General features: G+C 30.4%; 21 protein-coding genes. 9 read left to right on the forward strand and 12 right to left on the reverse strand.

Annotation, left to right across the window (positions count from 1 at the left end):
* Positions 1-2: 2 nt before the first annotated feature.
* The 9 genes from BUB70_RS00070 to BUB70_RS00110 form a co-directional block, all read right to left on the reverse strand.
* Positions 3-905, reverse strand: a complete 903-nt coding sequence (locus BUB70_RS00070; protein WP_143155205.1) for a hypothetical protein — start codon at positions 903-905, stop codon at positions 3-5.
* 405 nt (positions 906-1,310) lie between these two features.
* Complete coding sequence (locus tag BUB70_RS00075; protein ID WP_073117654.1) at positions 1,311-1,751, reverse strand: MarR family winged helix-turn-helix transcriptional regulator; 441 nt, start codon at positions 1,749-1,751, stop codon at positions 1,311-1,313.
* Positions 1,752-1,755: 4 nt separating this feature from the next.
* Complete coding sequence (locus tag BUB70_RS00080) at positions 1,756-2,295, reverse strand: NADPH-dependent FMN reductase (protein ID WP_073117655.1); 540 nt, start codon at positions 2,293-2,295, stop codon at positions 1,756-1,758.
* Between the two features lie 122 nt (positions 2,296-2,417).
* Positions 2,418-4,394 (reverse strand): TlpA family protein disulfide reductase, encoded by a 1,977-nt coding sequence (locus BUB70_RS00085; protein WP_073117656.1) that lies wholly within the window; start codon positions 4,392-4,394, stop codon positions 2,418-2,420.
* A 66-nt stretch (positions 4,395-4,460) separates the two neighbouring features.
* Positions 4,461-5,267, reverse strand: coding sequence for a hypothetical protein (locus tag BUB70_RS00090; protein WP_073117657.1), 807 nt, complete (start codon positions 5,265-5,267; stop codon positions 4,461-4,463).
* Positions 5,268-5,409: 142 nt separating this feature from the next.
* Positions 5,410-6,171 (reverse strand): LytR/AlgR family response regulator transcription factor, encoded by a 762-nt coding sequence (locus BUB70_RS00095; protein ID WP_073117658.1) that lies wholly within the window; start codon positions 6,169-6,171, stop codon positions 5,410-5,412.
* Positions 6,172-6,175: 4 nt separating this feature from the next.
* On the reverse strand, positions 6,176-8,191 hold the full coding sequence (locus BUB70_RS00100) for a sensor histidine kinase (protein ID WP_073117659.1): 2,016 nt from the start codon (positions 8,189-8,191) through the stop codon (positions 6,176-6,178).
* 121 nt (positions 8,192-8,312) lie between these two features.
* Entirely contained in the window at positions 8,313-9,074 is a 762-nt protein-coding gene (locus BUB70_RS00105) for a LytR/AlgR family response regulator transcription factor (RefSeq protein WP_073117660.1), read from the reverse strand.
* A 2-nt stretch (positions 9,075-9,076) separates the two neighbouring features.
* A complete protein-coding gene (locus tag BUB70_RS00110; RefSeq protein ID WP_073117661.1) occupies positions 9,077-10,957 on the reverse strand; it encodes a sensor histidine kinase in 1,881 nt (626 codons plus the stop codon).
* Positions 10,958-11,183: 226 nt separating this feature from the next.
* Between BUB70_RS00110 and BUB70_RS00115 the strand changes: the two genes are divergently transcribed.
* From BUB70_RS00115 to BUB70_RS00145, 7 genes are all read left to right on the forward strand, one after another.
* Entirely contained in the window at positions 11,184-12,812 is a 1,629-nt protein-coding gene (locus tag BUB70_RS00115; protein ID WP_073117662.1) for an acyl-CoA carboxylase subunit beta, read from the forward strand.
* 65 nt (positions 12,813-12,877) lie between these two features.
* Positions 12,878-13,591 carry a YebC/PmpR family DNA-binding transcriptional regulator gene (locus BUB70_RS00120; RefSeq protein ID WP_073117663.1) on the forward strand — a complete coding sequence of 238 codons (714 nt, stop codon included), beginning with the start codon at positions 12,878-12,880 and terminating at the stop codon, positions 13,589-13,591.
* An 84-nt stretch (positions 13,592-13,675) separates the two neighbouring features.
* Positions 13,676-14,464, forward strand: a complete 789-nt coding sequence (locus BUB70_RS00125; protein WP_073117664.1) for a DNA/RNA non-specific endonuclease — start codon at positions 13,676-13,678, stop codon at positions 14,462-14,464.
* A gap of 30 nt (positions 14,465-14,494) precedes the next feature.
* Positions 14,495-14,782, forward strand: a complete 288-nt coding sequence (locus tag BUB70_RS00130; RefSeq protein WP_073117665.1) for a hypothetical protein — start codon at positions 14,495-14,497, stop codon at positions 14,780-14,782.
* Complete coding sequence (locus BUB70_RS00135) at positions 14,775-15,140, forward strand: hypothetical protein (RefSeq protein ID WP_073117666.1); 366 nt, start codon at positions 14,775-14,777, stop codon at positions 15,138-15,140. The genes BUB70_RS00130 and BUB70_RS00135 overlap by 8 nt, the downstream gene beginning before the upstream one ends.
* A gap of 17 nt (positions 15,141-15,157) precedes the next feature.
* Positions 15,158-15,490, forward strand: a complete 333-nt coding sequence (locus BUB70_RS00140) for a hypothetical protein (RefSeq protein WP_073117667.1) — start codon at positions 15,158-15,160, stop codon at positions 15,488-15,490.
* A gap of 11 nt (positions 15,491-15,501) precedes the next feature.
* Entirely contained in the window at positions 15,502-15,879 is a 378-nt protein-coding gene (locus BUB70_RS00145) for a nuclear transport factor 2 family protein (protein WP_073117668.1), read from the forward strand.
* Here the strand turns inward: BUB70_RS00145 and BUB70_RS00150 are convergent.
* The 3 genes from BUB70_RS00150 to alaS all read right to left on the reverse strand — a co-directional run bounded on the left by BUB70_RS00150 (position 15,866) and on the right by alaS (position 20,621).
* Positions 15,866-16,975: an AMP-binding protein gene (locus BUB70_RS00150; RefSeq protein ID WP_073117669.1), complete on the reverse strand. Its 1,110-nt coding sequence runs from the start codon at positions 16,973-16,975 to the stop codon at positions 15,866-15,868. The genes BUB70_RS00145 and BUB70_RS00150 overlap by 14 nt on opposite strands.
* Complete coding sequence (locus BUB70_RS00155) at positions 16,968-17,918, reverse strand: GSCFA domain-containing protein (RefSeq protein WP_073117670.1); 951 nt, start codon at positions 17,916-17,918, stop codon at positions 16,968-16,970. Before BUB70_RS00155 ends, BUB70_RS00150 begins: the two co-directional genes overlap by 8 nt.
* Positions 17,919-18,011: 93 nt before the next feature.
* On the reverse strand, positions 18,012-20,621 hold the full coding sequence (alaS, locus tag BUB70_RS00160) for an alanine--tRNA ligase (RefSeq protein WP_073117671.1): 2,610 nt from the start codon (positions 20,619-20,621) through the stop codon (positions 18,012-18,014).
* A gap of 125 nt (positions 20,622-20,746) precedes the next feature.
* On the opposite strand from alaS, the gene BUB70_RS00165 reads away from it, so the two are divergent.
* Together BUB70_RS00165 and BUB70_RS00170 are read left to right on the forward strand one after the other, a co-directional pair.
* The gene (locus BUB70_RS00165) at positions 20,747-21,718 is read left to right on the forward strand and encodes a M23 family metallopeptidase (RefSeq protein ID WP_073117672.1); all 972 of its coding nucleotides are present in this window, start codon (positions 20,747-20,749) and stop codon (positions 21,716-21,718) included.
* Positions 21,718-22,047, forward strand: coding sequence for a MerR family transcriptional regulator (locus BUB70_RS00170; RefSeq protein ID WP_073117673.1), 330 nt, complete (start codon positions 21,718-21,720; stop codon positions 22,045-22,047). Before BUB70_RS00165 ends, BUB70_RS00170 begins: the two co-directional genes overlap by 1 nt.
* Positions 22,048-22,112 lie beyond the last annotated feature (65 nt).

Raw genomic sequence — 22,112 nt, forward strand, 5'->3', positions numbered from 1 at the left:
AACTACTCTTTATTTAATTGAGCCTTTAAAGACTTAACTTCTTTACTCAACTCTATTAAATACAAAGTCAATTCCTCTATTTTTTCTTGTTGTTTAATGGTTACTTCTTTTAAGTTTACACCTTCTTTTACAATTTCTTTTTCAGATTTAAACCCTTCTAGGTGACCATTACTTTTAATATAATCTTCTACCTGGGACAACGGTTTTAAATTGTAATTTTCTTTAAAAACATAATCAGCAAAAATATTAGTATCTACCAAAACCTCTGTAGCATGTATTTTACCATTTACTGTTAATAGTGAGTCTGGATTAAGTGTTCCTATTCCTACCTTCATATTATCTTTAACTATCATTGTAGGTGAAAGAGTCCCTCCTCCAGACCAGCTAGTACCTCCTCCAAAATATAAATTTCCATTTGCTCCATATATAGCTGCAGGATTATTAACCCCACCTCCATTTTGATTACCTAATAAAATAGCACTAGACCCTGAAGCACCTGTTACAGATAGCCTTGCATTTATTCCATAAACAGATAAATTCTCCTTAGGAGTTGTTGTTCCAATACCAACTTTACCACCTTGTGGGTTTATTAAAAAAGTTCTGTTTTGTGAATAATCTATTGGGTTTTTAGCTTGAATATACCCTGCATAATCGTAGATATAATCATTTATAATTCCTGATAAAATCTCAGTACCACCCCATGATCTTTGGATGTATCCAATTCTTAAAAATCCATTTGGCGTGCTTCCAGATGTAGCAGGTAATCCAAAAGAATCAGAAGCTATATCTAATTTAACCGTTGGACTAGTAGTCCCAATACCAACATTACTGCCCGTATCTGTTATTTGAGCATTAAGGCCAAAAGTTATTCCAATAAAAGCAATTAATAAAATTCTTTTTTTCATAATATTTTTTTGTTTAAAATTTTCAGAAAAATACAACTCTTTAGTATATGAAAAAAGTAATTATTTATATTTTTAGCCTGTTACAATTTTTGTAACAAGCTTTTATTAATTGTAAATATCTTTATCAGAAAACACTTTTTATTTTCATTAATTCTTAAAGTATTTAATTTTATTTGTTTGGATTGAACACTTTACTTACTATAGAAAGTCCATAAAAAAAATCGCCATCAAATTGGATTTGTAGACCCTTTATATTTTCTAGAATTTTTAAATCTTATATAGGTAAATCTCCTAGAGATTACAAAAAGAGTCAACAAAAATAAAAGCCAGTTGAAATTTCAACTGGCTTTAACTAACTAAACTTAACTTAATATACTAAATTTCAAACTTGTTGAAAAAAGATTCTTAATTTCTAATTTTATCTAACAGGTAACAAAGTTGACTAGCTTCTTCTTCTGTTAAACGCTCTATTTGCTCCATGGTTTTATTAAAAGATACTTTTTCTAAAAGTTGTAATCCTTTTTCTGTAATGGAAACGTATACCACTCTTCTATCTTCCTTACATCTAACTCTCTCAATAAGTTCTTTATCTAATAACTTATCTGTTAAACGAGTCGTATTAGGTGATTTTTCTATCATTCTCTCTTTGACCAATTTCATTGTAATTGGCTTTTTAGCCCCTCTTAATATTCTAAGAATATTATACTGAGGAGTAGAAATTTGATAAGGCTCCAATTCCTTATTTCCTAAAGCGCTAAAAAAATTGGCTGTATATTTTAAATTCAAAACAGCTTTTAGGTGTTGTGAATCAAAAACAGTATTTACTTCTTTAGAAAATTCAGTCATAGCATTAGGCTTCTAATAATTCTTTATGAAATTTGTTTACCAACTTGGTTAATTCATTATTTAAATCCTCATTCACTATAACTCCATCTTTAAAATTATCCCCAAATGAAGCTAAAGAAAAAGTACCTACAACCATTGCTCCATGATATGGCATTCTACCTGCTGCAATTTCTAATACTGTAATTCCACCTCTTTCTCCAGGAGATGTTGCCATAAAAATTACTGGCTTATCTTTCCAAACATTCCCATCAACTCTAGAAACCCAGTCAAAAATATTTTTAAAAGCTGTTGAATAAACACCATTGTATTCAGCAAAAGAAACGATGAATCCATCAGCAGTAGCCATTTTCGCATCAAAGTCTTTAGCCAATTGAGGGATTCCAGATTCACTTTCTCTATCTAAACTATAAATAGGCATTTCGTAATCGTTCAAATCAAGAGTAGTAATTTTAGCATCGCTTAATTTACTAGCTGCATATTCTGCTAATTGTTGATTGATTGAGTTTTTACTATTACTTGCTCCGAATACTATTACATTTTTCATTTTACTGTCTATATTTTATTTGTTCTTACTGATACAAATGTACAAATAATATTTACCATGGTAAATAAAACCATGTTAATTAATTTATTATTATGTAACAATATTTATTTTATTGAAAAGTTTTATTCTTTTTCTAAATAACTATCTAAAATTGGTTTTAAACTCTCTGGGCTACGTAAATCGCTAGTATTTTGTTTTACAACTTCTCCTTCTTTATTTACCAACAAATAATGAGGAATACCAGAAATATTAAACTTACTTTTTAGGTAATTCCATTCATCTTTAGATACCCTGTAATGCTCTCCTTTAATATCAGGAATCATGTTGTTATAAGTAGCTTCTGGAGATGATGGACTTGAAATATATACAAAAACAACCTCTTCATCTTTATACAATTCTTTAAAAGGTTTCATTTTTTTAATTCCACTTCTACATGGACCACACCATGTTGCCCAAAAATCTACAAACACCACTTTGCCTTTATATTTGGAAATAATGGTTTCAAAAATTTTATCAGCTTCTTTATTTGATGTTGTATTGAACACCGCACCCGTCTTTGTTTTATTGGCTTCAATTTTTGCCATCAGTTTATCGTTTTCAATATTTATGACATTGGCTACAAAAGCATTTTTTACTTCTTTTTTTGCCTCTATTAATTCTGATTCTGAAAAAGGAATATAATCATTAATTAATGTTCCTAAAATTTCTTGAGCTATAATAACATCTGTAGAAAAAGTCTCCCCAAGATTTTCTTTATACTTTTCAATTCCTTGTTTATCTAACTCTTTGTGAATATATTTATCTATATAACTTTTATACTTGTCATTAAAAGCTCTATTTTTTTTCTTATTCTCTTCAGAAAAAAATAATTCAGCACGTTTTTTCTCTTCTTTTGTCCATAAATTTTCTGACTCTTTTCGGTATTCTTTTTCAGCTTCTGTAAAAACAATATCTAAATTGTTTTGTTTTATATATTTAGTAATCTCTTCTAAAGAACGATTTTTACCAAAATATTTTTTACGCTCCTCTTCAGACATATTGGTATATAACTCAGTATATTTTTTATTAATATCACTAGCTACTTCTTTATATTTATCATTAAACTCTTTTGATCTTTTTATAGCCTCTGCATTTTCTTTATTATAAGTTTTGTACATTTCTATTAAAGTCATTTCATCATCAGTAAATGTAACTCCCTGATTCTTTATTATATTCGCCAATTCCATAAAGTTAGGATACGTTACACTAATTCCTTCTCTAAAATGCTTCAAAAATTTTAAACGGTTTATAAAAGAAGAGTAACTACTAGTTTCAACTGCCGATTTATTATTTAGAACCTCTGGGGTAATAAACTTAATATACTTTACTGTTACGTTAGCGCTATCTTTATATGAAGCTCCGTTATACATATCGTAACTAAGTATGTTCTCATAACTTCTATAAATTAATTCATTACGCATAATTTCATAAGCTTTTCGGCTTAAAAAACGTCTTCTAGAAATACTATCTAATTTTAGCAACTGCTTTTTTTGTATATTAAAACAAGTAGCTTTGTATGCTTGCGGTGTGATGTTTTTTATGTTATTCCTATTATCAGAATAATCTTGATGATCAAATAACATTCCGTTTAAACTAACAATATCTGTATTTAATTGCTTTAAATCTCCCGCAAAAAAACCTTCACTTCTATTAGAACTATTAACAAAATGCCATGTTGTTTTTCCAGGAGCTACATACAAAGCAGAATAGATTTTGGGAAATTCAACATACACTCTCTCTAAATGGTAACAGGGAAAACTTACAGAAAAAGTCCCATCATGGTTAATATTAATTAAATGAGAATCTTGATCTCCTGTAAAAATATTGTTAACATGAATCATTCCTGTTTTTTCAGTACTTTTTTCATCAAAATTTTTAATGATACCCGAATAAGTTGCTATTCCTGCTTTAAATATTGTTGTATCTAAAACAGAATTTGTATCATCTTCTAAATTAACATTTGGTTTATTCTTTTTTTCTAAGCTGTAAGGTAAAAGTTCTCTTTTTTTAACACCAAAACTAACGGTATTGTCTTTATTTGGTCTTGCAAATATTATCATTTCTTCACCATCTTTCTCCAAACTAATTTTATATTTCCCACCTTTCTTTTTAATAGATTTATAGTTTCATTTTGTTTTATCTAATACAGCAAAATTATAGTATAAGGTATGAGACCATAAATTACTCCCATCTGTTTTTAACCAATTTCCTTGTAATTCTTTTGGAACAATAGTGATTAAATAGGCATCTACATTTTCTGTTCTATTATTTGGATAAGCTTTATTGGCTTTATATAAATCTCCATACTGTCCATGAAAACCTATCTGTATATATCCATCTGTGTACCAATCCTTAAAATAAAACATTTTATAATCAAGCCCATCTTTAACCGTAAACCTAAATTGTTTGGAATCTGTGTAATTTACCACTTGTTCTATTTCATATTTTTTACCATTATAAATAAACTCATCATCTGTTAAAGAAAATTCAATTTTATTATTTCCATTCGTCGTAAACCATGTTTTCTTTAGGAATTCAGGACAGTCTTTTAAGGTTGTATAACTAGATTTCCTTGGAGTTTTTTGCCTAAAAAAAGTTTTAAACCCTTCTCCTCTATCAACAGACAAAGTATCCTGACTAATAACTTTAATTTTAAATTCTTTGGTATCATTATTGTCATTTGTAGCTGTAAATGAATAAAGATTGTCTATTACTTCAAAATCTTTATTATACACATATGCTTGCCAGTAACTTTCTATAAAATGTTTGTGTAGGGTAAATTCTGTAAATCTATTTTTATCGAGAACTGTAGTCCATTCTCCAAAAACAGACTCTGGCAAATCAGTTTTAGTATTACTGATATTTTGTGCAGATATTTGAGTTGCTAAAAGCAACAGAAATAAATAGAAAGATTTAATAATGTTTTGTTTCATTTTCATAGTATTTTTTTTTAAAAATTTTATTTTCTAGTTTACAATTTATTATTTAAAACATACTTACTGCTAATAATTACGTTTTTACGCAGGTAAACCTAAATTAATTTTATAATGCAGCCACATATTTCTTTTTAATTTTTTAAACTCCCATCCATTCTTTTATAGCCTCATGATAACTTCTACCAGTTGTAATACTACTTTTTTTAGAGTTATTTAAAGTGATAACAAACCTACTATTAAAGTATTTTTGAACTTCTTTTATAAAATCCGTATTAATAATAACTCCCCTGTGCACTCGTAAAAAATTATCTGGTAATTTTTCTTCTAACTGAGTTAAAGTGTCTTCTATTAAATAGTTTTCTTCTTTTGAATTAACAGAAACATATCTTTCATCTGCATTAAAATGACTAATCTCTTCTAACTTTAGAAAAATAAGCTTGTCTCCTTTTTTAACTGTTAAAGAAGTCATCTTTTTGATTTCTTTTTTGGATGACAAATCCGTTAACATTTGCATTATATTCTGAGAGGCTTTGTTATCACTAAACAATTTTAATTTATCAACTGATTGTTGCAAACGTTCTAAACCCACTGGTTTTAACAAATAATCTACACTATTGGTTTCAAAAGCTTTTAATGAATATTGATCATATGCCGTACAAAAAATAACTATCGGAATTGTTTTTAACCGTTTTAGCATGTCAAAACCTGATACTTCTGGCATTTCTATATCTAAAAAAATAAGATCTGGATTTAATGTCTCTATTTTTTCTTGTCCTTCCACGCCGTCTTCTGCAACTCCAATGACTTCAAATATATCTGGAAAGTTTCCTAACAACTTCAATAATCTTTCTCTAGCGGGTGGTTCATCATCAATAACAATAGTTTTGTATACTTTATTCATTATTTTAACTTTTTGTAATTAAAATTGAAATCTTCTTCTCCGGAGTATTTTCCCATTTTAAAGAAGCTTTATCTCCATAGCTTAATCTTAGTAAATCATAAACTGTTTGCAAACCATGTCCGCTTACCAAACCATTTGGAAAATTAGGTCCGTTATCACTCACTATTATTAACAGATTAGCTGATTCTTTTTTTATTTCTAAAGTAATCATCCCTTCTCCCCTAACTTCAGAAACACCATGTTTGATAGCATTTTCTACCAGTGGCTGAATTAAGAACATAGGAATCTCTTCATTTTCTAAAGTTTCATCAACTTGCAAAGTGAATTTTAAACGGTCTCCAAAACGTATTTTTTCAATTTCTAAATAATTCTCTACCATTAAAACTTCTTCTTTAACAGTACTCATTTTTTGTCCTTTTTTATTGATGGAATACCTAAATAAGTTAGATAAAGACAAAGCCATTTTTTCTGTTTTATCTGGATTACTATGTGCCAATCCAGCAATAGAGTTTAAGGCATTATATAAAAAATGTGGATTGATATGCGACTGTAATAACTTCAATTCAGATTGTGCATTGGCTTCTTTTAATTTACTTAACTCTACATCTTTTTCTTTTATTAAAGAATCTGAAAAGTGGTTAAGGTATATCAGTATACCTCTGGCTACTGTAAGTCCAATTGTAATAAACAAAAATTGAAAATCATTTAAAGCCCTATTATAACTATTGCTATGAATGATATTTCCACTTTCATTATAAGTAATAATAATATTAGGAAAATATAAAAAGGCAAATGTTAATAATAGTTTGAAGAACAGTTGAAACCCAAAACCACTTTTATTAGGAAGAATTCTTTTTTCTATTTGCCAAAAAACAAAAGATGAAACCAAAGCAATTAAAGATGTAAAAACAAAAGATAGTACAATTCCCAATACTGCATTGTTTACATTATCTATACCAACTAGGTACACATATATTTTCTTTAAAGATGCAAGACTCGTCATATAAATAACTATAGGTAAAAAGTAATTCCAAAAAGAAAGTTTGAATTTTCTGTTCCAAAAAAGACTACAACTTAAAATGAGAATCAAAAAACCCATAAAGACTACTACTGCAATTGCATCTTGTTTTGATTTCTCTTTATCTAAAAAAATGTTTGCATATCTCCAAGGATACGTTTGATACATATAATCTTCAAACTGAGTTTTGAAATCTTTTGAAAACATTTTTTCTATCAAGAACTGATGATCTTGAATAACACCACGAAAGTCATTATGAATAATAGAAGATGAATGTTTAGAATATTCCACATCCATGGTTAAAACTCTTCTTATGAATGGATCTATAGCTGTTTTCGTTTCAATATTCTTATAATAAGATTTCCAAAAAAGTTTAAAAAACCCTTCATTTATATAAACTTGTCTTTTAGCTACAGAAACATCATCTTCAAAATCAAAAACAAGATTTGTTATGTTATAAAGTATATTCCAGCTATTTTTATTTCGGAGTTGCCCATAATCTTGCGAAAGATCTTTGATATTAAAAGCAACACTTCTATGTTGGGTATATTGTAGTTTTTCAAATGAAATATGAGTAGTGTAAGACTGAATTTCATCAAAAGACTTATTCACCAATGCAGATGTTGGTTTTCTCTCTTTAGTATAAGATGTAAAATCTTTTCCTACATAATCAGAAAAATAAGCTACTTCTTTTAAAGGAAAAATCCTTCTCAATTCTTTTATTAAACCTTCAATAGCTATACTATCTTTAGGAGTTGCATTTGTTACATTAATTAAAATAGGCTCTTTAAACTTCTCAGCATAATTAACATTCAAATCAATCTTTCCTTCTTCAAACTCATCCTTTACAAATTCCCACAAAGAGTCTTTGGGTTGCTTGCTATAGTTTTCATGCTCAACCCTCTTTAACAATGGTTTTTTATTGCTTTCAGAAATAGCCAAAACAAATGGAATAAGGATAACAATTACAAGCAGCACAATTTTTAAAACATCTTTTTTCATCATAGTAAATTTAATTATTTATACCACAAAAGAAGTTTAAAAGCTATTTAGGTAAAATGAGTTTCGGTTAAACTGCAATATGGATGTAATGAGTTGCATTTTTTTAAATAAAGTCATTTTATTAAATATTCATCCATTCTTTTATAGCCTGATTATAACTTCTCCCAGTGGTAAGACTACTCTTTTTAGGGTTGTTTAAAGTGATGACAAACCTACTGTTAAAATATTTTTGAACATCGTTAACAAAATCTGTATTAATAATTACAGCACGATGAACACGCAAAAAGTTATCTGGTAATTTTTGTTCTAATTGGGTTAAAGATTGTTCGCTTAGATGGATTTCATTATTGGTATGTACATTTACATATTTATCTCCTGCCTCAAAATGTGAAACATCTTCTAATTTTACAAAAACAAGCTTATCCCCTTTTTTAACCGTAATAGAGGTCATTTTTTTAGCTTCTTTTTGAAATGACACTTGTTTTAAAAAACTAGAAAAATTTTGAGTTGAAAAATGCCTATCCAGTAATTTTAACTTTCCAATTGTTTTTTCTAAACGCTCTAAACGGACAGGTTTCACTAAATAATCAATACTATTGGTCTCAAAGGCTTTTAGAGAATATTCGTCATATGCCGTGCAAAATATTACAATAGGAATCGTTTCCAATGCTTCTAACAGTTCAAAACCAGTAAGCCCTGGCATTTCTATGTCTAAAAAAATGAGATTGGGTTTTAAATCTTCTATTTTTTGTTTGGCTTCTCGTCCGTTTTTAGCGGTATCTAAAACATTAAAAGTTTCAGGAAAATTCCCTAATAATTTTAACAAACGATCTCTTGCTGGCGGCTCGTCATCTATAATAATAGTGCTGTATTTTGTACTCATTTTTAAGCTGTTTTATCAATTAAAATACAAATGCTTTTTTGTGGTGTGTTTTGCCATTTTAAAGCTGCTTTGTCTCCATAACTCAAGCGCAATAAATCATATACTGTTTGCAAACCATGACCACTCACCAAACCTTCAGGAAAATCTGGTCCATTATCTGTCACTTCAATCTCTAAATTTTTATCCGTTTTTATAATATTAAGTTTTATAACGCCTTTATCTTCAATTTTAGACACACCATGTTTTACCGCATTTTCCACCAAAGGTTGTAATAAAAACATAGGAATTTCTTCTTGTAACACCTCGTCTTCAACATCTATGACAAACTCTAAACGATCGCCAAAACGGGTTTGCTCTATCTCTAAATAACTACGCACCATTTCTAATTCTTCATTTACGGTACTTATTTTTTTATCTTTTCTGTTGATGGTATATTTAAACAAATCTGATAACGACAAGGCCATTTTTTCTGTTTTATCGGCATTGGTATGTGCCAAACTTGCAATAGAGTTTAAGGCATTGTATAAAAAATGTGGATTGATTTGTGATTGTAAGGATTTTAATTCTGATTGTGCATATGCTTCTTGTAAACGACTTAATTCTACATCTTTTTCTTTTACTAAAGAATCTGAGAAATGATTAAGATAAATAAGTAGTCCTCTACCTACAGATAGAAATATTGAAATGAGAAACCATGGATGGTAAAAATCTGAAAATCCTGATAGCGAAGAATATATTATAGCCACTACAAAATATGGCGTGTTAAAAGCTAAAAAAGTAAGAGATGTTTTTGAAACTAATTGAAAACTAAAGTTTTTAATTAGTTTGATAATCATTTTTTCTCCAAAATAAAGAACTACTGAAACAACTACTCCTAACAACACACAAACTGTCCAACCAAATTTTATATTTTTTTCCCAATCTATAAAACCACCACTAAAATCTGTTAAATAAATATATATCCATGAAAGATTAAGCCCCTGAAATAAGACGAGTAAAATTGGAAACAAATAATTTAAATAAGTATATCTAAACTTTCTGTTTTGAAAAAAACTAAAGAGTAAAAGGAATACTAAAACTCCAAGAATACTGATAAAAGAAGTTGCCAAAAATTTCATTTTTTCTTTACTCAAAAAAGAATACGCATAACGCCATGGATAATAAGTATATAGGTAATCTTCAAGCTGATCTTCGAAATCTTCAGCATATACTTTTTTTAATAAAAATTTATCTGACTCTTCTAAATAAACAGGATTAATAAAAAGCCAAGGTCTGAAATTAAAAATTCCTGAAGGGAATTGATCATCATATTTTTTATTAGTTGATTTTGTAGAAAAAACAGCTCTTAGCAGTTCCTGTCTTAAATATAACTTTCTATGTTTATCTTCAATGTCTTTTTCAAAATCAAAATATAATCCTGTGTAGCTGTTTTTACCAGAAGCGAATGTGAATTTTTCTTTATTTCTATAAATCATTGCCCTGAATAAGCCATCTCTTGTTTCTGTATGTTCTTTAAATAAGGATGGATTTTTACCAAAACTTAGATTCACATAATGAAATGGAGTTTTTGTTTTTTCATCAAATTCAAAACCAATCTTAATTGATGGTACTATATTTTTAATTTTCTTTATAATATCAACAACAATTAAGCTGTCTTTTAAAGAGCTATTTTCTAATGTAATTAAAACAGGTTTGTTATATCCTTTAACTAAAACCTCATTTTTATCAAATGCTCTGGCTTTTACATATTCCCAATTGGCAGTTTTTGGGTTTTTTGAGTTCGCTTCCTCTATTTTAGTAACCTTTTCTGTTATAGGTTCGTTAGAAACCACAAAAAATGGTGTAATTATTAAAATTAGAATAAGTACTATTAGTTTTTTCATCACAGTAAATTTAATTATTTATACCACAAAAGAACTTTATTAGTCTCTTTGGTAAAATACTTTTCTGACAAACGGCACTATAAACAATTAAACTGCTTTTATTCTTTTCAAAAAATACATTCTTATAAACAAAAACAACAAAACGAATTCCTAAAATCATCTTAGCTCTTTATTAAACAAAAAAATGTGATCGTTTTTGTACATTTGACACTGCAAAAAATAGACTATGAACATCAATTTTAATAAAAACGAAGACCATAACAAATTAGCTTTATCAGACTTAAGATCTAGATTTACTAAAGTTGCTTTGGGTGGTGGTTTAAAAAGAATAGAAAAGCTACACCAAAAAGGCAAATTGACTGCTAGGGAACGAATTGATTACTTATTTGATGAAAACAAAAAATCAATTGAAATAGGGGCTTTTGTTGGTGATGAAATGTATCAGGAACATGGTAGATGTCCTTCTGGTGGTGTGATTGTTAAAATAGGATATGTTAGCGGAAAACAATGTATTGTAGTTGCTAATGATGCTACAGTAAAAGCAGGAGCTTGGTTTCCTATTACCGCTAAAAAAAATTTAAGAGCACAAGAAATTGCCATGGAAAACAGAATTCCAATTATCTACTTGGTAGATAGTGCTGGGGTTTATTTGCCTATGCAAGATGAGATTTTTCCTGACAAAGAACATTTTGGTAGAATATTTAGAAACAATGCCCAAATGAGTAGTATGGGAATTACTCAAATTTCTGCTGTGATGGGAAGTTGTGTTGCTGGTGGTGCTTACTTGCCTATTATGAGCGATGAAGCCTTAATTGTAGACAAAACAGGAAGTATTTTCTTAGCAGGTAGTTATTTAGTTAAAGCAGCTATTGGAGAAAGTATTGATAATGAAACTTTAGGAGGAGCTACCACTCATTGTGAAATTTCTGGAGTCACAGATTATAAGTCTAAAGATGATAAAGATTGTTTAGACACTATTAAAAACATCATGGATAAAATTGGTGATTTTGACAAAGCTGGTTACAGTAAAAAAGAAGCCTTACCACCAAAAGAAAACCCTAAAGAAATTTTTGGAATTTTACCTAAATCTCGTTCGGATCAATATGACATGAACGAAATCATCAAACGTTTGGTTGACAATTCTGATTTTGAAGCTTATAAAGATGGCTACGGAGAAAGCATTATTTGTGGCTATGCTCGCATAGAAGGTTGGGCAGTAGGTATTGTAGCCAATCAACGTAAAGTCATCAAAAACAAAAAAGGAGAAATGCAATTTGGTGGAGTGATTTATTCAGACTCTGCTGACAAAGCTACTCGTTTTATTGCCAATTGTAATCAAAAGAAAATTCCTTTGGTCTTTTTACAAGATGTAACCGGATTTATGGTAGGAAGTAAAAGTGAACATGGTGGAATTATAAAAGATGGTGCCAAATTGGTAAACGCTGTTTCCAATTCTGTCGTTCCTAAATTTACCGTTATCGTAGGAAACTCTTACGGAGCAGGAAACTATGCCATGTGTGGAAAAGCATTTGATCCTAGATTGATTTTTGCGTGGCCATCAGCAAGATTAGCGGTCATGGGTGGTGCTCAAGCAGCAAAAGTATTGGCACAAATAGAAGAAGCTACTTTACAACGTAAAGGAGAAGAAATTACGCCAGAAAGACATGCCGAAATTTTAAAAAATATTGAAGAACGTTACGACAAACAAACCTCTCCATACTATGCAGCGGCAAGATTATGGACAGATGCAGTGATAGACCCTTTAGAAACACGTACTTGGATTGGCATGGGAATAGAAGCTGCTAACCACGCTCCTATCGAAAAACCTTTTAATTTAGGAGTCATTCAAGTTTGATAAAAACACTTGGAGCAGAATATAAAAAATAATAATTTTACGGCAATTTAATAATATACATAGAAATGGGTAGAGCATTTGAATTTAGAAAAGCTAGAAAGATGAAACGTTGGTCTGCAATGGCAAAGACGTTTACAAGAATCGGTAAAGACATTGTCATGGCGGTGAAAGAAGGAGGACCAAATCCTGATGCTAATGCTAGACTTCGTGCTGTTATTCAAAACGCCAAGGCAGCTAACATGCCTAAAGACAATGTAGAAAGAGCCATTAAAAAAGCAACTGATAAAGACACTGCTAACTATAAAGAAACTTTGTTTGAAGGATATGCTCCACATGGTATTGCTGTGGTGGTAGAAACAGCTACAGACAACAATAACAGAACGGTAGCCAATGTTCGTGCTGCTTTTAACAAGTGTAATGGAAACTTAGGAACTTCTGGTTCAGTAGTTTTTATGTTTGATCATACTTGTAATTTCCGCATCAATGCAGAAGGAAAAGAAGTTGATTTAGAAGAATTAGAACTTGATTTAATGGACTTTGAAGTGGAAGAAGTTTTTAAAGATGAAGACGGAATTTTAATCTACGGTCCTTTTAATCAATTTGGAGCGATTCAATCTTATTTAGAAGAAAATGAATTTGAAATTTTATCTTCTGGGTTTGAAAGAATTCCAACAACTACGACAGAGTTAACTGAAGAACAACAAGCAGATGTTGAAAAATTATTAGAAAAATTAGAAGATGACGATGATGTACAAAACGTATATCACTCAATGGCATAATTTTAATTACTAACATAATTTACAAACCCTCTGCAATTTTTGTAGAGGGTTTTTATTTATCATTATCTATCTAACTCAATAGCTATGAAAAAAAATCAAAAAATAATTTTACTACTATTTTTAGCAATTTGTGTCATTATTGCTTGTAGTACCCTTATTCAAAAAAATCAATCTGTCCCAAAAGTTGATCCTGTAAATCAAACAAATAAAACTTATAACTTTCAGAAGTTTTTACCGACTGCAAACAATAAAATCTACCATCATACTTATTATTCATTGTCTTATAATGAAAAACACGAACAAGCAGATTGGGTATATTACCTATTAACCAAAGATTTTGTTAATGGAACAGCTAAAAGAAAAGATAATTTTAGAGAAGATGATATAATTACTACCAAATCTGCTTCTTTAAAGGATTACAAAAACAGCGGATATGATAGAGGTCATTTATGTGCTGCTGCCGACATGAAATTAAATGAAATCGCTATGTCCGAAACCTTTTTCATGTCTAATATGTCACCTCAACTTCCTGGTTTTAACAGAGGAGAATGGAAAAAATTAGAAGCCAAAGTAAGAGATTGGGTCATTCAGGAAGATTCTATTATAGTGGTAACGGGACCTATTTTTAAAAACAACATCGAAAACATTGGAGAAAATAAGGTTACCGTTCCTGGATATTATTACAAAGTAATTTACGATGTAACCAAACCACAAAAAATGATAGCTTTTATTTTGCCTCATCTATCAAAACCGGAACCTTTTACAGATTATCAAACTTCTGTTAACGAAGTAGAAAAACAAACGGGTATTGATTTTTTCTCCATTTTAGATGATGAATTTGAAGAGCAACTAGAAGCAAATCAAAATTGGTAATTAGTATCTTTGCAAAAACAAATAGTATACATGACTGTACAACAATTTAGAGAACAATACATTTTAGGTTTTGGTTATGAAAAAGGAGCCAAAAGCAAAAGATTCCGATTAATGGTTTTAGATCGCAACAGCATGCAAGTAATGAATGAAGTTTTAGAAAATGAAAACAATACTTGCTTTAAACAATTTTTGGAAGGAAAAGACCTTAACAAAGCCATTTTAAAATTTAAGATTGATGCTTTAGAAGAAGTATTACAAGTTCACAATGTAACAGACATAAATTTATCAGAAAACGAAATCAACAAATATTTTGAGTAATCACGAACATCACCACCACGATCACGATCATGACCACAAACATGACGAGCATCATCACCATCATCACGATGATGAAGGAATTATGACTATTGAAGAATATCATAAAGCCAATATGATGTTATTCAACATTAAAGATTTAAGGACTACCGATACTGTACTTTGTACTTTAACATCAATTGATAGAATGAGTTTTTTACCCAATGGCATTGAACATCATGAATGCAAAAGATCAGAATTAACAGAACATTTTACCGAAGTGATCAAAAGAAACCTTATTTTGGCCTTCTTTGAAAAAATAGAAATAGAAGAATTTGATGTTTTAGATATAAATACCAACATCGACTTTTTATTTGAATAACCTAAAAAACAACATACATGGATATTAAAGAGTTTAACAAAAAATTTATCTTAAATTTTAACGTAAACGAATCTCACCCAGAGAATATAGAATTTACTTTAGAAACTATAGATAGAACTACTTTACAACCTACTTTAGACTTTAAAAGATTAAAAAATGAAACGCCTGTAGAGTGGTTATCTGACAAAATTGGAGAAGAAATTTTAGCCGGTAGAAGTCCTGCTCAGTTTCAAACTAGTTTTTACGAAAATGTAAAGCGTAAGTTGATTAACACCTTAATTATTAAAAATAATATTAAAGGATTTAATGCTTTAGATACTGAAGCTTCTGTTGATTTTTTATTTAGATAAAACATCATGTTATGACAATGATTATCTCAAATCCCAATTGTGGAAATTCTCCAAAAATGGCCTTTTTAAAAGATTTTAATATTGCATTCGCTAAGAACGATATTCCATTTCTTCTTAAAAGTGTAACAGATGATATTGTTTGGAATATGATAGGTAAACAAAAAATTACTGGAAAAGAAAATTTTGCTACGGCCTTGGAACAAATGAAAGATTCTAAAGCCAAAGAATTAGTTCTTGAGCAAATATTATCGCACGGAAAAGAAGGAGCTGCTAACGGAATTTTTAAAATGACTGATGGAAAAAACTATGCTTTTTCTGATTTTTATCTTTTTAAAAGTGCAAAAGGAAATCAAATAAAACAAATTACCTCTTATCTTATTGAAGTTTAACATCTATCAAATCCAACGTTTTTTTTCGTTGGATTTTTTTTGTTTCCGTTTCTACAAACTGTTCAACAAAATAAGTTTGCTTAGGAGTTTGATATTTTGATAATGCTAAAGAACTAAAATCATATGCTCTATTTTCTCCCTCAATTAGCAATATTAATTTTTCACCTAAAATTTCATCAGGGATTCCTGCTACAAAAAAACGTTCTGAAATAATTTTTGAAAGCTCTTTTTCTATGGCTTCGGGGTGTAATTTTACTCCTCCTGAATTGATCACATTATCAACACGACCTAACCATTCAAACTCGTTATCAGAAAGAATGGAAACCACATCGTTTGTCACCACTTTTTCTTCAGACAACAAAGGAGCGTCAATTACCAAACAATCTCTATCATCTTTAGAAATGGAAATGTTAGGCAACAGCTTGTAATAACTTCTCGACTCCACTTCGACTCCGCTCAGTGACCACGCTCTAAGACTTTTTTTCTCATCACTACTCGTAACTACATCTTGACTATGCTCGGTTACCGAGTTTAATTTTTTAACCGCAATATGACTCACGGTTTCCGTCATTCCATAAGAGGCATAACATTCCGTAGACAAGTCTTGTAAGCTCTCTTGTAAATTTTGCGACACCACACCTCCACCAATCAATAACTTTTTTACCAAATACAAATTCAATAAACTAGCCTGTACTTGCATAGGTACCATGGCACAAAAATCATATTCTTTAAAAGTATTTTCTAACGGATTGCTAACTGGTTCTGACACATCCAATTCCCATCCCAAAGTTAAGGCACGAATCACCATCATTTTACCAGCAATGTAGTTTATAGACAAACAACACAAAGCTTTGGTTCCCGCTCCTAAATCAAAAAAAGCACCGGTAGCTTTTGCTGAGTTTTGCATCAGCTCTTTTTTTATTGATATTAATTTTGGAACTCCTGTAGAGCCTGATGTTTGTACTATTAAGGTTTCTGCATCAGAAAACCATTCTTGTAAAAACCAATACAATTCATCTGACACCGTTTTAGAAAACGAAATTAACGCTAACGGATCTTGGAATGATTGTCCTTGAAGTTTAAAACTTTTATGCATCAAAACGGATGTTTAATTCTTGCTCTAACTGTGCTTGTTTTAGCTTTAATTTTTCTAAAAAATCTTGATGTGATTCTGAATCAGGCTGAAATGGTTTGTGCAATTTACTTTGCTGTACAGAAGCTATTCTTTTAAAATAACTTTGTGAGTTTTCACTAACCCAAACCTTGGAGAATTGTTCCCAAATATAATCGATAGCAACTTGATTTGGATGAATCATGTCCGATTCATAAAATCGATAATCACGTAAATCATCCATCATCATTTCATAACTTCCAAAATAGGTGGTATCGCCACCATTAGTTATTTTTCCAACAGCACTCAATAACTGTGCTTTGCTTAGAGAATTTTCTATCATGCCATCTTTAAGATGTCTTACAGGACTTACCGTAAAAATAATTTGAGCAGATGAATTTACTTTTCTAATATTTTTAATAATTTCTTCTAAAGCAACTTCAATTTCTTGAATAGTCAACATTCTTTTATCAAATTCTGTTTGTGGAATTTTATGACAATTAGCCACCAACTGATTGGTTAAAACATGTCCATACACCCAAGAAGTTCCTAAAGTTATAATTACATGAGTAGCTGATACTAATTGGTTCAAACACTTTTGCTGAGCTTGATGAATATTTTCGATAACTTCAGCTGTTTCAATTCCCGATAAATCAGAATGATGATGTAAAGAATGAAAAAACTCTCCTTGTTTTACCAAGTCACTAGCTGAATGTTTTTTTTCATACACAGTATCTTCTAAAACTTTAGCAATGGCAGTTGGACTAAACAGAGTCCCAAAAGGATTTATCAAAGTATCAAATTGATAGAAAGAAAGTTTATTTCCAATATTTCCAGAAAAACAAGATCCCAACAACAAAATCTTAGACTTGTAATCTATTTGATTTTGTTGTTGGGATCCTAATTTTATTTCTGTTCTAAATTTCAAATTATTGGTTTTTGGTTCATGGTTTTTAGTTTTTGGTCACTCTATACTGTTAAAAAAACAACCAATAACTAAGCACTAAAAACCAACAACTAACTATAAATATTCTTTTACTTTTTCAATAGCTTCAGATAAACCTGCTGGATTTTTACCTCCTGCAGTAGCAAAGAACTTTTGTCCACCACCACCTCCTTGGATGTATTTTCCTAACTCCCGAACAATTTTACCAGCATCATATCCTTTTTCTTCTACCAAGTTTTTAGCAATGTATGAAGTTAAAGTTGCTTTACCCTCATTTTCAGCTCCTGCAAAAAAGAATAAATTTTCTACCTCACCTCCTAATTCGTGAGCAATATCTTTAATAGCACCAGCATTCATATCAATTCTAGTCGCTAAGAAATTGATTCCATTTACTTCTTTGATACTTGCTTTTAAATCACCCTTAATATTTTTGGCTTTTTCTTTTAATAAAGATTCTATTTCTTTCTTTAAAGCTGCATTTTCATCTTGTAAACTTACAATAGCTTTCAAAGGATCTTTTGCGTTTTTTAAAGCTTGCTTAACTTCAACCAAAGCTTTGTCTTGTTTGGTAAAGAAGTCTTTAGCTACATCCCCTGTAATCGCTTCAATTCTTCTTACTCCAGCCGCTACTGCACTTTCGCTAGTAATTTTTAAATGCCAAATGTTTCCTGTATTGGCAACGTGTGTACCACCACATAATTCTTTTGAGTTTCCAAACTGAATTAAACGAACGGTATCTCCATATTTTTCTCCAAACAAAGCCATTGCTCCTTTATCAATAGCTTCTTGCATTGGAATATTTCTAAACTCTTGCAAGTCTAATTTTTCACGAATACGAGCATTTACAAAAGCTTCTATTTCTTCTATTTCTTCATTAGTTACCTTTGCAAAGTGAGAAAAGTCAAAACGTAAATGTTTCGCATTCACCAAAGATCCTTTTTGCTCAACATGCGTTCCTAAAACAGCTCTTAATGCTTGATGCAATAAATGCGTTGCTGAGTGATTATTGTTAGATAACTCTCTGTTTTTAGCATCTACCACCGCTTTAAAACTATCAGAAGGATTGGTTGGTAAATCTTTAGCAATGTGCATTACTAAATTATTTTCCTTTTTAGTATCTATAATATGTAACACATCACCATTACTAGCTTCTAAAAATCCTCTATCTCCAACTTGACCTCCTCCTTCAGGATAAAACGGCGTTAAGTTAAATACCAATTGATATAACTCCCCATCTTTTTTAGAAGTCACTTTACGATATCTTGTAATTTTCACGTTGGTTTCCAAATAATCATAACCTACAAACTCTTGTTGATTATCATCTTTTAAAATTACCCAATCATCCATATCCATTTCTGCAGCAGCTCTAGATCTATTTTTTTGTTTTTCTAAAGCAGCTTCAAATTCAGCTTCATTTAAAGAAAATCCTTTTTCACTTAAAATTAATGCTGTTAAATCGATAGGAAAACCAAAAGTATCATACAATTCAAAAGCTTTGTCTCCAGAAACTTCTTCCCCTTTGGTTTCAGCAATCACATTGTCTAACAATCCTAATCCTTGTCCTAAAGTTCTTAAAAATGACGATTCCTCTTCTTTAATTACATTCATCACCAATTGTTTCTGAGCAGTAATTTCTGGGAAAAATGCTCCCATTTGATTACTCAACACTTCTACTAATTGATAAATAAATGCTTCTTTTTGATTTAAAAACGTAAACCCATAACGAATAGCACGTCTTAAAATTCTACGAATTACATATCCTGCTCCTGTGCTAGATGGCAGCTGACCATCAGCAATAGCAAATGCAACAGCTCTTACGTGATCTGAAATAACACGAATAGCAATATCTATTTCTTCTTTTTTTCCGTATTCAAATCCTGTCTTAGATTCTAACTCATGGATTAACGGTGTAAATACGTCAGTATCATAATTAGATTGAACTCCTTGTAAAACCATACAAAGACGCTCAAATCCCATTCCCGTATCAATGTGTTGGTTTGGTAAATTCTCTAAAGAACCATCTGCCTTTCTATTGAACTGCATAAATACCAAGTTCCAGATTTCTACTACCTGAGGGTGATCCATATTCACCAACTCTGCTCCAGGGGTTTTTGCCTTTTCTGCTGCTGAACGAATATCTACATGAATTTCTGAACAAGGTCCACAAGGTCCTTGCGCTCCCATTTCCCAGAAATTATCTTTTTTATTTCCCAATAAAATTCTGTCTTCAGGTACGTGTTTCTTCCACATATCATATGCTTCCATATCTTTTGCTAAGCCTTCAGAATCATCACCTTCAAAAATAGTCACATATAAAATGTCTTTGTCTATTTTAAAAACTTCAGTTAACAATTCCCATGACCAATCAATCGCCTCTTGCTTAAAGTAATCTCCAAAAGACCAGTTTCCTAACATTTCAAATAAAGTATGGTGATAAGTATCAATTCCTACCTCTTCTAAATCATTGTGTTTTCCTGAAACTCTTAAACATTTTTGTGAATCTGCTACTCTAGTATTTACAACTTTACGTTGACCTAAAAAGAATTCTTTAAAAGGAACCATACCTGCATTTACAAACATCAGCGTAGGATCATCCTTTAAAACCATGGGTGCAGATGGTACCGCTTTATGTTGCTTAGATTCAAAAAATTCTAAAAATGTCTTTCTAATATCCTGAGATTTCATATAATAAATTGGGTTAAGTAATCATCAATAGTTACGTTAGTAAAACATTTTGTAATTTTGTACGTTAGTAACATCAATTAAATTACTTTATTTAATTAGGTCACAAAAATAGTTATTTTAGATTCATGGCGAAAGCAAAATTTTATTACGATTCTGACACTCTTTCTTATCAACCGATAGAGAAGAATACTAAAATAGTTTTAAGAAACACCATTCTATATACTTTTGCTATTTTTTTAGTGGGACTAATTGGTTTTGTGGCGTTTAGTGCTATTTTAAAATCCCCTTCTGAAAGAGCTACTTTAAAAGAATTAAACAATTTAAAGTTTAATTATGAACTGTTAGAAAAAAGAATGGAAGAGTCTGATGCTATTCTACAAGAAATTCAACAAAGAGATAATAACGTATATAGAGTCATTTTTGAAGCCAAACCTATTTCTGATGATGAACGTAGTGCAGGTTTTGGTGGAGTGAACAGATACAAAAACTTGGATGGATTTAAAAATAGTGAACTTGTAAAAGAAGCTACTAAAAAAATGGATGTTTTAGCAAAACGTTTGGTAATTCAATCTAAATCTTTAGATGAAATTGTAAAACTGGCAAAAAACAAATCAGAAATGCTGGCTTCTATTCCTGCCATTCAGCCCGTAGCGAATAAAGATTTAAAAAGAATGGCTTCTGGGTACGGAATTAGAATTCACCCTATTTATAAAACCAGAAGAATGCACTGGGGAATGGATTTTTCTGCTCCGCAAGGAACTAATATTTATGCGACTGGTGATGGAGTGGTTAAAACAGCTAAAAAATCTAGAAAAGGTTTTGGAAATCATGTAGTCATTAATCATGGGTTTGGATACGAAACTACCTACGGACATATGAGTACTTTTTATGTACGTGTAGGTCAAAAAGTTAAACGTGGAGATTTAATTGGTTTGGTAGGTTCTACAGGATCTTCTACAGCTCCTCACTTACATTATGAAGTTAAAAAAGGAAATCAAAAATTAAATCCTGTTTATTTTTATCATAATGATTTAACTCCAGAAGAATACGAAGCTATGTTGGTATTATCTTCACAAGAAAATCAATCATTAGACTAATGCATGTAGAACTTCCTAAAAAAAGGTATTATAAAATAGGTGAAGTAGCCAATGCTTTTGGTGTTACTTCTTCTATGATACGTTATTGGGAGCAGGAATTTGATATGATTAAGCCTAAAAAAAACAGTAAAGGTGATAGAATGTTTACCCAAACTGATATTGAAAATTTTAAGCTTATTTATCACCTGGCCAAAGAACAAGGGTATTCTTTAGAAGGAGTTCGTAAAAAATTGCGAGAAAAACCCAAGGAAACCATTACCAATGCTAAAATTATTAGTAGGTTAGAAAGTATCAAAACCGAATTAATTAAAATTAAAAATCAACTATAAAAGACATTCTGTCATATTAGGATATTGGTATAATTTATGCTTCATTTTAAACTATAATTCATAAA

Origin of the sequence: Wenyingzhuangia marina (assembly GCF_900130035.1) — a bacterium.
GTDB classification, from domain to species: Bacteria; Bacteroidota; Bacteroidia; order Flavobacteriales; family Flavobacteriaceae; genus Wenyingzhuangia; species Wenyingzhuangia marina.